This window comes from Brachybacterium sp. NPDC056505, assembly GCF_042794925.1.
Taxonomy (GTDB): Bacteria; Actinomycetota; Actinomycetes; order Actinomycetales; family Dermabacteraceae; genus Brachybacterium; species Brachybacterium kimchii.
Genome location: NZ_JBHTSV010000004.1, coordinates 123909 through 136831 on the forward strand (window position 1 = coordinate 123909; position 12923 = coordinate 136831).

Below are 12923 nucleotides of genomic sequence, written 5' to 3' on the forward strand. Positions count from 1 at the left end.
CCTTCCGAGGAGACCCATGACCACGCGTTTCATCCCGCTCTCCGACGTCGCCGAGCAGCTCTCGATCTCCGCGTCCCAGGCCTATGCCCTGGTGCGCTCCGGCGAGCTGCGCGCGATCAAGGTGGGCGGTCGCGGGCAGTGGCGCGTCGAGCTCTCGGAGCTCGAGGCGTACATCGAGCGCTCCTACGCCGCCACGGAGACCTTCCTCGAGCAGGAGCGCACGGAGGCGCCGCAGTCCTCGTCGGCCCCGCACCGCGGCGACCGCTGACCTGATCAATCCGGCCGCTGCGCGGTGATCGAGAGGATCCCCGAGAGCAGGATCGTCACCGCTCGCGTCCCGGAGGCCGGGCGCTGCTCGCCCGAGGGCAGCAGACGGAGGTCCAGGGCGTCCTGACCGACGCCCGCGATCCTGCCCCGCATCTCCCCCGCCGCCGTGCGCACGTGCACGAGCGCGCGATCCCGTGCGAGCGTCCGCAGCGCCGTGCCGAGCCCCGGCGGGCGCAGTCGCGTGCGGCCGGGTTCGCGCACGCGCTCCGGCAGGCCCTCGAGCAGCACGATCGCGCCGAGCACCAGCCACGCGGAGCGTGCGTCGGCCCCGGATCGCAGCCGCACCCAGTCGGCCCCGACCTCGACGACCTCTCCGCCGACGACCGCGCCGTCGCGCAGATGCGCCCTGATGTCGTGTCCCACGGCACCGCGCAGACGATCGAGGACGAGCACCTGCGCGCGCTCGGCGCGCGTGAGCTCCTCGGTGACCGCGCGCCGCTCCTCGCTCTCGAGGTGGTCCATGCGCGATTCGAGGTCCTCGAACATCCTCTCCAGGCTCATCCGCCCACTCTAGGCGCTGCCACGAGCGCGTTTGCGCTTCACATCACATCGCGATAGATTCCCGCACATCGCTTCATTCGACAGCAAACTGCATCAAACGGCATTACTGATGCCGGAGTCACGGCATCGGCGACGTGCCGGTGCGCACCGCGAGGGGACGAGATGAGCACGACGGACAGACCGAGCACGGGCACGAGGACCAGGGCGACCGGCCGGCGCGCCGCGCTGGCCGCGCCGCTGATCGCCACGGCCTCGCTCGCGGCCGGCGCGATCCTGCTGCGGGTGACGGCGGCGCTCGAGGTCGAGGCGCGCTCGAGCTACGGCACCGACGCCCTCACGGCTCTCGTGCTGCTCGCGGTCGCGGCGCTCGGCGTCCTGCTGTGCGCATATCTCGCTCTCGTCCACGCCCTCGCCGCCGTGGTGATGCTGCGCGGGGCCGACGCCGCGGGCTCGAGGGCGCTGCTCCGAGCGCTGCGCGTGCTCGCGCCGCGCCTCGCCTCCCGCGCACTGGCGACTCTCGCCGTGACCACGGCGGCCGCCGGACTCCTCGCGGGGCCCGCGCAGGCCCAGGGCACGCCGGCCGTCACGAGCGCGGCGGGGCAGACGGCCTCCCCCGCCTCGGCGCCCGCCGCGGCTCCGCTGATGCGCCTGCCCGGATCGCAGGACCACCCGCCCGAGCACACGGATGCCTCACCCTCCGCGCACCTGCCCGTCGAGCCCGACGCGCCGCCGCCCGAGGAACCCACGGGCCGGCCCGACGACGGCGACCAGGACCTCCCCGGCCTCGGATGGGGCGATCAGGAGGCTCCCGCGGACGACCCCGACCCCCACGCCGGATCCGAGGCCTCCGAGGCGGATGCCGAAGACAGCAGCGCCGATGACGGCAGCGCGGATGGCAGCGAGCGGCCGGACACCCTCACGGTGGTCGTGAAGGACGGCGATTCTCTCTGGTCGATCAGCGATGACCTCATGGGCGTCGGCACCGACGACCCGGGGGCGGTCTCAGCGGCCTGGCCCGAGCTCTTCGCCGCGAACGCCGACGTCATCGGCCCCGACCCCGACCACATCGAGCCCGGACAGGTGCTCACCGTCCCCGATGCCCTCCCCACCTCCCAGGAGAACTCATGACCGCGACGGACGGCCTCGTGCCCACAGATCAGCAGCTCGTCGCGGGCGTGGATCCGCGCGACCCCGAGGACGGCCTCCGGCTGGTGGAGAGCGTGGCCCGCTGCGCCGTCGAGATCGTGCGCGACAGCCGGCCGGTGAGCACACTGTCCCGGCTGGTGACCCCGGAGGTCTCGGCGTACCTGGCGCGGCGCGCGGCGCTCACCCGCAGGATCCGCGGCCTCACCGGGCGCACTCCGCGCGTGCGCCTGGCGATCTCCGGGACCCGCACGTGCGTGGTCACGTCCGGCGTCGTCGAGGCGAGCACCGTGGTGCGCGACGCCGACCGCGCGCGGTTCCTCGCCATGCGCTGGGAACTGCGCCACACCGGGTGGAGGGTCACTGTCCTGGAGGTCGGCTGACCCTCCCCCGGAGGGGTCAGGAGCGCTTGGCGCGCCGTCCGCGCGAGGGACCGCTCGTGTTCCCGCCGGACGCCGTCGGCGAGTCGGAGCCGCGCGCGTTCGACGAGCCCTGCGCGCCCTTGGAGTCCTGCTTGCGCTGCTGGCGCTCGCGACGTCGGCGCTCGGCCCGCGAGAGCGAGGAGACGTCCTGGGCGCCGGAGCCCTCGGCCGAGGAGTAGCGCAGCTCGCGTGCGCTCGGCCCCTCGTCCAGGCCCTTCGCGCGCAGCGTCACGGCAGGGGTCGCATCCGCCGCGTCGGACCCGGCTCCATCGTCCGCCAGGTCCTCGTCGGCCGTCCCCTCCTCGTCCGAGGCGTCCTCGGGCGAGCCGCCGGCGGCGGCCTCGGAGGCGTCCCCCGCAGGGGTCCCGGCGAGAGCGCCGACCGCACCGGCGGCCTTGGTCACCAGGTCGGAGACGGACTGCGGCACGACCGGCGCGGGCTGGACCTGCACCTCGAGGTTGAAGATGTAGCCGACGGCGTCCTCCTTGATGCCCGCGATCATGTCGCTGAACATCAGGTGGCCCTCGCGCTCGTACTCGATGAGCGGGTCGCGCTGGGCCATGGCGCGCAGGCCGATGCCCTCCTTGAGGTAGTCCATCTCGTAGAGGTGCTCGCGCCAGCGGCGGTCCATGACCGACATCAGCACGCGGCGCTGCAGCTGGTCCATCGCGTCCTCGCCGAGCTCGGCCCGACGGTTCTGGTAGGCCAGGTGCGCGTCGGAGAGGATCTCCTCGCGCAGGGTCGCGGCGTCGAGGTTCTCCTTGCCGCCGTGCTCCTCGACGAGCTCCTCCGCGGAGATCGAGACCGGATAGGTGGGACGCAGGGTGCCCCAGAGCTCATCGAGGTCGACGTCCTCGGGAGTTACGCCGCGCGTGGCCGCGTCGACCGCACCGCCGATGACCTCGTCGATGTAGCGACCGACGTGCTCCTCGAGGTCCTCGCCCTCGAGGATGCGGGTGCGCTCCTCGTAGATCTTCTTGCGCTGCTTGGTGAGGACGTCGTCGTACTTCAGGACGTTCTTGCGGATCTCCGCGTTGCGCGACTCGATGGACTGCTGGGCGCGCTGGATCGCGGACGAGACCATGCGGCCGGTCAGCGGGACCGACTCGTCGACTCCGCCGCGGGCCAGCAGCGTCTCGGCCGCGCCCGCGTTGAACAGCCGCATGAGGTCGTCCTGCAGCGAGAGGTAGAAGCGGGACTCGCCCGGATCGCCCTGTCGGCCGGAGCGGCCGCGCAGCTGGTTGTCGATGCGCCGCGACTCGTGGCGCTCGGTGCCCAGCACGTAGAGTCCGCCGGCCTCGACGACCTCGTCGTGCTGAGCGGAGACCTGGGACTCGGCCTCCGCGATCGCGTCGTCCCACGCCGCCTCGTAGGCCTCGGAGTCCTCCTCCGGGTCCAGGCCGCGCTCCTTGAGCGCGCGGTGGGCCATGAACTCCACGTTGCCGCCGAGCATGATGTCGGTGCCGCGGCCGGCCATGTTGGTGGCGACCGTGACGGCGCCCTTCGCGCCGGCCATGGCGACGATCGCGGCCTCCTGCGCGTGGTTCTTCGCGTTGAGGACCTCGTGCTCGACGCCCTGGGCGTTCAGCAGCTTCGCGAGGTACTCGGACTTCTCGACGCTCGTGGTGCCCACGAGCACGGGCTGGCCCTGGTGGTGGCGGGAGACGATGTCCTCGACGACGGCGTCGAACTTCGCCTTCTCCGTGCGGAAGACCTTGTCGACCTGGTCCTGGCGGATCATGTCCTTGTGGGTGGGGATCGGCACCACACCGAGCTTGTAGGTGTTCATGAACTCGGCGGCCTCGGTCTCGGCCGTGCCGGTCATGCCCGACAGCTTCTCGTAGAGCTTGAAGTAGTTCTGCAGGGTGATCGTGGCGAGCGTCTGGTTCTCGGCCTTGATCGCCACGCCCTCCTTGGCCTCGATGGCCTGGTGCATGCCCTCGTTGTAGCGGCGCCCAGCGAGGATGCGGCCGGTGTGCTCGTCGACGATGAGCACCTCGCCGTTGAGGACCACGTAGTCCTTGTCCTTCTTGAACAGCTCCTTGGCCTTGATGGCGTTGTTCAGGAAGCCGATCAGGGGGGTGTTCAGCGACTCGTAGAGGTTGTCGATCCCCAGGTGGTCCTCGACCTTGTCGATGCCGGTCTCGAGCACGCCCACGGTGCGCTTCTTCTCGTCGACCTCGTAGTCGCGGTCGCGACGCAGCAGCTGGACGACCTTCGCGAACTCGGCGTACCACTTGTTGGCATCGCCCGAGGCGGGGCCCGAGATGATCAGCGGCGTCCTGGCCTCGTCGATGAGGATCGAGTCGACCTCGTCGACGATCGCGAAGAAGTGGCCGCGCTGGACGCGCTCGTCGGCGCTCAGGGCCATGTTGTCGCGCAGGTAGTCGAAGCCGAACTCGTTGTTCGTGCCGTAGGTGACGTCCGCGGCGTACTGCTCGCGGCGCTCCTCGGGCTTCTGCCCGGAGATGATGCAGCCCGTGCTCAGCCCCAGCGCGCGGAACACGCGCCCCATGATCTCGCTCTGGTAGGAGGCGAGGTAGTCGTTGACCGTGATCACGTGCACGCCCTTGCCCGCGAGGGCGTTGAGGTAGGCGGGGAGCGTGGCGACCAGGGTCTTGCCCTCACCGGTCTTCATCTCGGCGATGCGACCGCGGTGCAGCGCCGCGCCGCCCATCACCTGCACCTCGTAGGGCCGCTGGCCCAGGGTGCGGCTCGCGGCCTCGCGCACGGCGGCGAAGGCCTCGACCTGGATGTCGTCGAGGGTCTCGCCGTCCTCGAGGCGCTCGCGGAAGCGCACGGACTCCTCACGCAGCTCCTCGTCGCTGTAGTCCTCGTAGATCGCGGCCGCGTCGTCGACGCGACGGGAGATGGTGGTGAGCCTGCGCAGCTCACGGCCTTCGCCGGCGCGCAGGATCGTGTCGAAGAGGTTGACCACTCGTGCTCCTCGGGGTGGACCGTGACCGGTCCGGTTCGTCTCGTCCGCCCGGGAGGGCGGATGGTGTTCCGGCCCGCCGTGGCGGGTCGGCAGTGCGCGGGCGTCGACGGCCCCGGAGGGCGCGGCGCCGCCCCATCCTACGTGCCCTCTCCTGCGAGCGCCGTGCCACAGGGCACACGGCGGGGCGGCGATCCGGGGACGCCTACGACAGCATCTCCGCGAGCGCGGGGGCGAGGTCGCCGACGCAGAGCACCTCGATGCTCGTCAGTCCCTGCCAGCGCGCGGCGCGACCGAGCTCGTCGGCGAGCGCGGGAGCGATCTCCTCGACGCCCGGCACCCTCTCCCGCGCACGCATGGCGGGCAGCGGTTCGAGGTGCGCCTCGCAGACCTCGAGGACGCCGCGCCGGCGGTCGCTGCGCAGGTCGACCCGCGCGACGATCCGATCGCCCAGCAGGAAGGGCAGGGCGTAGTAGCCGTGGGTGCGCTGGGCTCGCGGCGTGTAGATGCCGATCCGGTACTCGACGTCGAAGAGGTCGCGCAGACGGGGGCGATGGAAGGCGACGGGATCGAAGGGGCTCACGAGGGCGGCCGCAGCGACCGGGGCGGGTCGCGGCGCCTCGTGGTGCAGCAGGAGGGGAAGCTCCCGGGAGCCGCGGCGCACGGTGACCTCGCGCAGCATCCCGCTGGCGAGCATGTCCCGGATGTGCGGGGCGACCTCGGCGGCGCGCAGCCGGAAGTAGTCGGCGATGTCCGCCGGGGTGGCGATCCCGAGCGCCTTCGCGGCGCGGCGGGCGAGCTCCCCCTGTGCGGCGGACGGATCCGGTCCGCTCCCCGCGTCGTCCCCGCCCTCCGGGAGGGCGGCGGGGTCGGCGGCGTGATCCGGCAGCGGCGCACCGGCCTCGACCGCATAGAGCCGCTCGAACTGGGGGCTGCGGCCGACGCAGTCCACGTGGCCGGCGCGGAAGAGGTACTCGACGAGCCACTGCGTGTCCGAGCGGCGCCATCCCCAGCCCTCGGCGGGCTTCTCCTCGTCGCCCACGCGGCGGGCGACGGCGGCGGCGCTGATCGGCCCGTGCTCGGCGATGACGTCGAGCACGCGGCGCATCGCCCCGGCGTCCGAGCCGGCGGCGCGGCGCACGGCGCCCCAGTCCCTGCGCGCGGCGCGCTCGCGCCGGAAGCCCAGCAGGGAGTGGACCTCGGCGGTCGTGAAGGCGGCCTCGTGCGCGAGGGCCTCCTGGACCAGGCGCCCGCGGCCGGGCCGGCTCGCGCGGTCCAGGACGTCCACGTCCCAGCAGCCGCGGCGCGTGAACACGGGCATGTGATGGGCCCGGGCGAACACGCTCACGGAGTCGATCTGCAGCAGGTGGGTGCGCTCGAGGGTCCTCTCGAGGCTGCGCCGGCTCGCGGCGCGCGCGGGGAGGTCGTCGGCGCGGCGCCCGCCGATGCCCTGCGCGCGCAGCGCGATGCGGCGGGCGGATCTCCAGCTCAGTCGCTCGGCCATGCATCCGATCCTAGGAGCAGGGTGGGACGGAGCGGCCCCGCACGCGGCTCCGCCCGCCGCGGGGAGCGCGACGGGCGGAGCATGCGGGGGTCGATGGTCGATGGTCGATGGCGCACTGCGGGGGTGCGCAGGGCGCCGCGCTCTCAGGCGCTGCGGGCGGCGAGCTCGTCCTCGGGGTCGATGTCGAGGGCGATCTCCTCCACGCGCTCGAGCTCGATGACGCCGTAGCTCCATCCCTTGCGGCGGTAGACCACCTTGGGGTTGCCGGTCGCATCGTCGATGAAGAGGTAGAAGTCGTGGCCCACGAGCTCCATGCGGTTCAGGGCATCGTCGATGCTCATGGGGGCGGCCTTGTGCTTCTTCTCGCGGATCACGACGGGGCTCTCGTCGGCGGCGTCGCTCGTCTCGTCCTCGTCCGCAGCCGCGGGAGCCTCGTCGGCCGACGCCGCAGCCACCGAGTCTTCGGGGAGCAGCGGGATCTCCCCGGTGTGCCCCATGGTCCGCACGCTCTCGGCCCCGCGGCCGCGGGAGCGTCCGCGGCGGTGGTCCTTGCGGCGGTCGCGGGCGCGCCGCAGGCGCTCGAACAGCTTGCCGTAGGCGATGTCGAGCGCGCCGTAGAGGTCATCGGCCCGGGCTTCCGAGCGGATCACGGCGCCGTCGTCATGCACGGTGATCTCCACGCGGGCTGCCTGATCGGCCTGGCGGGGGTTGCTCTCCTCGGAGAGCTCCACGTCCACCCGCATGACCGCGGGTGCGAGCTGGGTGACCTTCTCGAGCTTCTCCGACAGATGACGGTGGAAGCGCTCAGGGACGTCCATGTGGCGTCCGACGACGTTGATCTCCATGAGGTCCTCCTCATTCGAACGAACGCGGCCGATGATCAGCCCGGCCGCATTGGCTGGTCCGACTGCCACCTCCTCGTGCGAGGGATCCACTCGTCGGCTGCGAGTGTGACGTACAGCATGGCACGGAATCCTGGGTGACGTCAGGGGAACGTCCGAGTGGCGGGCAGTCGCGCCGAGGCGACCACGACCGCCCCCACGACCTCGATGCCCAGGCGCCCGATCGCCTCGGTGCTCGCCCGCAGGGTCGCGCCCGTGGTCACCACGTCGTCCACGAGGATCACCGGTGCGCCCTCGCGCCGCGTGTGCGGCAGCGTCCCGCTGCGCACGGCGAGGTGGCGACGGCGCCGCTGACGCGCCGTGCGCCCCTCCTGCCCCTCGCCGAGCGTGCCGCGCAGGACCTCCCAGGGCAGGCCCGTGCGGCGCGAGATCGCCGCGGCCAGCTGGGCGGTGTGGTCCTCCCCGCGCCGCACGCGGGAGCCGAGCCTGCTGGGCACGGGCACGAGCACGGGGCCGCGCTCGGGGTCGGGCTCCTCCCCCGCCGCCGCGAGCGCCCGGGCCGCCGGGGCGAGGCCCCGCGCGAGGACGGGGACCAGGTGGGCCCTGCCGCCGTTCTTCCACGCCAGCACCAGGTCCTGCAGCGGTCCCGCGTACTCGCCGAGCGCCATCACCGGCAGCAGCGGACGATGGTCCACGCCCGCGAGGGCGCCGTCCTCCCCCGCGCGGACCCGCACGTCCTGCACCAGCTGCAGCGCATCGCAGACCGCCTCCACCCGGAGGGCCTCGGAGGCGAGCAGCCCGGCGCAGTCCTCGCACAGCAGTCGCCCCTCGCTGCCGCAGGGGCACTCGAGCGGCACGAGCAGGCCGCAGGTCTCGCGCACGATCGCGACGAGCAGCTCCGCAGCCCTGCGGCCGGGCGCCGCGGTGCGCGTGGGATCCCTCATCGGCTCAGCACAGCACGTCGGCTCCCGTCCCGCGGGACGGGAGCGCCGACTGTGGACGACAGTCCCCTGGGGAGGACCCGCGGAGGGCCCCGGAGCGGACGGGCGTCAGTAGAAGGACGGGTCGCGGGCCTCCATGTCGACATCGCCCCAGGAGGATCCCTCGACGCGCAGCAGCCGGCCGTCGCTCGTGGTCGCCCAGACGGCGACGGTGACGCCGGTCCCCGCGACCCAGTCGACCGTGGTCGGCGGCGCGGGCAGGCGATCGCCGTCCTCCTGCAGACCCATGATCTGGGCCCGCGGCGCCGCGCTCTCCGCGTCCTCGCCCAGGAGCAGCACGGTGGACTCGTCGTACCAGGTGGCCATGCGCAGGGACGTGAGGGAGGTGGGCAGCTGCACGGGCTCGGTGAGGGCGCGCGGCACGCCGTGCTCGTCCCGCACCACAGCGCTCAGGTCCAGGCGCGGGGTGCCGTCGTCGCTCGAGAGCACGAGCGCGCGGGTAGCGTCGGCCGCGAGGTCGAAGGAGAGCAGCCGGCGCCCGTCCAGCCAGGTCGCGTCGACCTTCGCATCGTCCTGCGTGCTGCGGCTGGACAGGGCGAGGAGCGCGCCCGAGGCCGCGCGCGTCGGCGCCCACACGAAGCCCGCATCATCGATCCGCGGGGGCAGCAGGTCGGGTCCGACGGCCACCTCGCGGCGAGGGACGCTGCCGTCGCTCGAGCACAGGACGACCGCTGAGCGATCCTTGCGCAGGGCGGCCGCGAGAGGGGAGGCCTGGGACATCGCCGGGGCGTGCACGGTCTCCTTCGCCAGGGCGGGGATCATCTGCTCCGCCTTCGCCCCGGCGCCGACGTCCGCGAGGGAGACGACGCCCAGGGCGCCGGCGGCGATCGGCCGGTGGCCGGGGAGCGCCCGCGAGGGCCCGCCGGCGGGAGGCTCGAGGTTCTTCCCCTCGCGCAGCAGCTTCACGTCCGAGAGCGCCGGCACGGAGCGCAGGGTCGCCTGGATCTGGGCGGTCGCGAGATCGCGCGCGTCCGCGCCGAGCGAGGTGATGGTCCCGGGCAGCTCGAGCTGGAGCACGCCGTCGCCGCCCGCGCTCACGGGCGCCGAGCCCAGGTGCGCGCTCTCGGGGATCGCGGTGCGCACGGCCTTGGTGAAGGGCGCGGTGGGCCCGGACTCGAGGGCGCTGAGGGCCGAGGCGGTGACGTCGCGCGCGAAGAACCAGCGCGGATCGGGCACCAGATGGATCTGCCGGGGGTCGAGGAAGTAGAGGCGGACGGCGCGGAACAGCAGGGAGAACGCCGAGTCGGAGAGAAAGATGCCGGCGGGCGGATCGCTGATCCGCCACTGCCCGTCCTCCTGCACGACGCCGAGCCCGACCTCGCGCGCGCTCGCGCCGCCGTAGAGGGTGCGCACCCCGGCGCGGTCGACGTGCCCCACGGCCTGCACGCTCAGGTGCACGCTCGAACGGTTCTCGACGGTGATCGCGAGCTCGGTGCCCGCCGAGTACAGGGTGACCCCCGCCGCGGGATCCCAGCTCGCGCGCGCGGAGGAGGTGAGGTACTGGCGGGCGACGCCGAAGTCGTCCTCGGGCCCGACGCCCGCGAGCACGAAGCCCGAGACGATCTGCTCGGGGCTCGCGCCGTCGGCCGGCGGCTGCGGCTGCACGTAGGGGACGTCGGAGGCCGCGGCCCCGCTCAGGCTCTCGCGGTGCACGTCGCCCGAGGTGGGGATGCGCGCGCACGCGCCGAGCGCGAGCGCCGTCCCCAGCAGTCCCGCGCCGCGCAGCACTCCGCGGCGTCCGATCTCATGCATCGTCGTCCGCCTCCGCGTCCTCTCCGAGGGCCGGCAGCGCATCGGCCCGCACGGGGATCTCCCCGGTGACCGTGCCGACGCTCGCCTGGCCGCGGTCCAGCCCGGTGAACGAGCGCTCGAGGGCGAGCGGGGAGCGCGCGATCTGCGTGCCGGGCCTGCGCGGGAGGGTCAGGCGGAACACGGCGCCCTGGCCCCTGCGGCCCCAGGCCTGCAGCCAGCCTCCGTGGAGATGGGCGTCCTCGAGGGAGATCGCGAGGCCCAGACCGGTCCCGCCCAGGGTGCGGGCGCGCGAGGGGTCGGCGCGCCAGAAGCGGGCGAAGACCTGCTCGGCGTCCTCCGGGGTGAGGCCGACGCCGAAGTCCTGGACGATGACGGCGACCGCCTGGTCGTCGGCCCCCGTGCGCACGACGACGGGCCGCCCGGCCCCGTGCTCGATGGCATTGGTGAGCAGGTTGCGCAGCACGCGGTCGATGCGCCGGGAGTCCACGACCGCCTCGGTCGAGAGGGACGTCAGCTGGACGTCGAGCAGGGAGCCGCGCGAGCCCGCGAGGGGACGCGCGTCCTCGGCGGCGCGCATGACGAGATCCCCGAGGTCGTGGCGGCGGGCGTCGAGCACGGCGGCTCCGGCGTCGAAGCGGGAGATCTCCAGGAGGTCCGCGAGCAGGGTGTCGAAGCGCAGCACCTGCGCGGAGAGCAGCTCTGTGGTGCGGGCGACCTCGGGAGTGAAGTCCTCGCGGTGCTCGTCGAGCACGGAGGTCGCCATGCGGATCGTCGTCAGCGGGGTCCGCAGCTCGTGGGAGACGTCGGAGACGAAGCGCTGCTGGACGCGGGAGAGCTCGGTGAGGTCCTCGATCTTCTGCTCGAGGTTGCTGGCCATCGCGTTGAAGGAGCGCCCCACCTTCGCGATCTCGTCGGAGCCGGTGGCCTCGACGCGGCTGCCCAGGTCGCCCGCGGCGATCTTCTCCGCGGCGCTCGCGGCGCGCTGCAGGGGCGCGGTCACCAGACGCGCGACGACGATCGCGATGCCCATGACCAGGGCGAGCATGACGGCCCCGCCGCCCATCAGGGCCCGCTGCACGAACTGCAGCGTCTGCTGCTCCTGGCCCAGGGAGTACAGCAGGAACAGGTCGTAGGTGCCGCTGCCGGGCACCACCACGCGGGTGCCCACGAGCAGCTGCGGCTCGGTCGCACCCGAGTCGTCGGTGCGCCCGACGCTGCGCCACACCAGCGCGTCCGAGCTCTCGGCGACCGAGGTGCGCATGTCGGAGTCCACGAGGTCGAGCATCGCCCTGTCCGAGGCGATCGTGGAGGTCGCGCTCGTGGTGTCCACGGGCACCAGGGCCGCATCGCGCCGGGCACCGCTGTCGGTGCTGCGCAGACCCTGGATGAAGCTCGCGGCGGCGTCCTGCGACTGGGTCGAGGTGGCGCCCGCGGTGCCGTTCAGGGCGTCCAGCAGATCCTGGCGGATCGTCGTGGACTCCTCGAGCACCTGCACGCGGCGCTGCTCGTAGAGCCCGTCGGAGATCACGGAGGAGAGGTAGGTGCCGACGCTCATCACGGAGATCGCCGCGAGCAGGATCGTCAGCGCCACCACGCGCACCGCGAGGGTCCAGCGCCGCGGATCGAACCACAGGCGCGGGTGCGCGTAGCGGCCCAGCAGGAGGCGCAGCCGCTGCCGCCCCGTCGGCCCGCGCTCCCCGCCGCGCCCGCCCGACCCGGTCCGGTCCGCAGCGTCCATGGCGGTGATGCGCGCGCTCCGGGCGTCCAGGACGCTCAGGACGCGCCGCCCGCGCGGTAGCCCACGCCGCGCACGGTGACGACGATGCGCGGATGCTCGGGATCGATCTCGATCTTCGAGCGCAGGCGCTGGACGTGCACGTTGACCAGGCGGGTGTCGGCGCTGTGGCGGTACCCCCAGACCTCCTTGAGCAGGGTCTCGCGCGTGAAGACCTGCCAGGGCCGACGGGCCAGCTGCACGAGGAGCTCGAACTCCAGCGGGGTCAGCGGGATCTTCTCCCCGTCTCGGCGGACCTCGTGCCCGTCGACGTCGATGGACAGGTCGCCGACGCTCAGCTGCTCGGTGCTGGGCGCCTCGCTGCGCCGCACCCTCGCCTTGATGCGGGCGACGAGCTCATCGGGCTCGAAGGGCTTGGTGAGGTAGTCGTCCGCCCCCGCCTCGAGGCCCTCCACCACGTCGGCCGTGTCCGAGCGGGCGGTGAGCATGAGGATGGGGACGCCGGAGTGGCGGCGCAGGCGACGGCACACCTCGATGCCGTCCATGCCCGGGAGCATCAGGTCCAGGAGGACGAGGTCGGGGTGGAGGCGGTCGAAGGCGTCCAGCGCGGAGGCGCCGTCGGCCGTGGTGACCACGTCGAAGCCCTTGCCCCGCAGCACGATGCCCACCATCTCCGCGATCGCATGATCGTCATCGACCACCAGGATGCGTGAGGACGTCGTCATGGGCTCATTGTGCCATTCGTCCCGTCCTCCGCCGTG

The 12923-nt window shown here is 73.2% G+C and carries 11 protein-coding genes; 3 read left to right on the top strand and 8 right to left on the bottom strand.

Translation table 11 applies throughout. The features are described from left to right. Positions 1-16 precede the first annotated feature (16 nt). Positions 17-268: an AlpA family transcriptional regulator gene (locus ACFQ53_RS04605; RefSeq protein WP_152354369.1), complete on the top strand. Its 252-nt coding sequence runs from the start codon at positions 17-19 to the stop codon at positions 266-268. A 5-nt stretch (positions 269-273) separates the two neighbouring features. Here ACFQ53_RS04605 and ACFQ53_RS04610 read toward each other — a convergent pair whose 3' ends face one another. Then, a complete protein-coding gene (locus ACFQ53_RS04610) occupies positions 274-828 on the bottom strand; it encodes a hypothetical protein (protein WP_377855976.1) in 555 nt (184 codons plus the stop codon). Between the two features lie 162 nt (positions 829-990). Between ACFQ53_RS04610 and ACFQ53_RS04615 the strand changes: the two genes are divergently transcribed. Next, positions 991-1956 (top strand): LysM peptidoglycan-binding domain-containing protein, encoded by a 966-nt coding sequence (locus ACFQ53_RS04615; protein WP_377855978.1) that lies wholly within the window; start codon positions 991-993, stop codon positions 1954-1956. Beyond that, a complete protein-coding gene (locus tag ACFQ53_RS04620; RefSeq protein WP_249479256.1) occupies positions 1953-2354 on the top strand; it encodes an Rv3235 family protein in 402 nt (133 codons plus the stop codon). Before ACFQ53_RS04615 ends, ACFQ53_RS04620 begins: the two co-directional genes overlap by 4 nt. Positions 2355-2370: 16 nt before the next feature. On the opposite strand, the gene secA is transcribed toward ACFQ53_RS04620, so the two are convergent. From secA to mtrA, 7 genes are all read right to left on the bottom strand, one after another. After that, entirely contained in the window at positions 2371-5331 is a 2961-nt protein-coding gene (gene secA, locus ACFQ53_RS04625) for a preprotein translocase subunit SecA (protein ID WP_377855982.1), read from the bottom strand. A gap of 202 nt (positions 5332-5533) precedes the next feature. Continuing rightward, a complete protein-coding gene (locus tag ACFQ53_RS04630) occupies positions 5534-6832 on the bottom strand; it encodes a winged helix-turn-helix domain-containing protein (protein WP_377855984.1) in 1299 nt (432 codons plus the stop codon). A gap of 143 nt (positions 6833-6975) precedes the next feature. Next, positions 6976-7677: a ribosome hibernation-promoting factor, HPF/YfiA family gene (gene hpf, locus ACFQ53_RS04635; RefSeq protein ID WP_377855986.1), complete on the bottom strand. Its 702-nt coding sequence runs from the start codon at positions 7675-7677 to the stop codon at positions 6976-6978. 140 nt (positions 7678-7817) lie between these two features. Next, entirely contained in the window at positions 7818-8618 is an 801-nt protein-coding gene (locus ACFQ53_RS04640) for a ComF family protein (protein ID WP_377855988.1), read from the bottom strand. A 105-nt stretch (positions 8619-8723) separates the two neighbouring features. After that, on the bottom strand, positions 8724-10427 hold the full coding sequence (locus ACFQ53_RS04645) for an LpqB family beta-propeller domain-containing protein (RefSeq protein ID WP_377855990.1): 1704 nt from the start codon (positions 10425-10427) through the stop codon (positions 8724-8726). Further along, a complete protein-coding gene (gene mtrB, locus ACFQ53_RS04650; protein ID WP_377855992.1) occupies positions 10420-12165 on the bottom strand; it encodes an MtrAB system histidine kinase MtrB in 1746 nt (581 codons plus the stop codon). The genes ACFQ53_RS04645 and mtrB overlap by 8 nt, the downstream gene beginning before the upstream one ends. Before the next feature lie 35 nt (positions 12166-12200). Next, positions 12201-12887 carry an MtrAB system response regulator MtrA gene (gene mtrA, locus ACFQ53_RS04655; RefSeq protein ID WP_152354376.1) on the bottom strand — a complete coding sequence of 229 codons (687 nt, stop codon included), beginning with the start codon at positions 12885-12887 and terminating at the stop codon, positions 12201-12203. Positions 12888-12923: the final 36 nt, after the last annotated feature.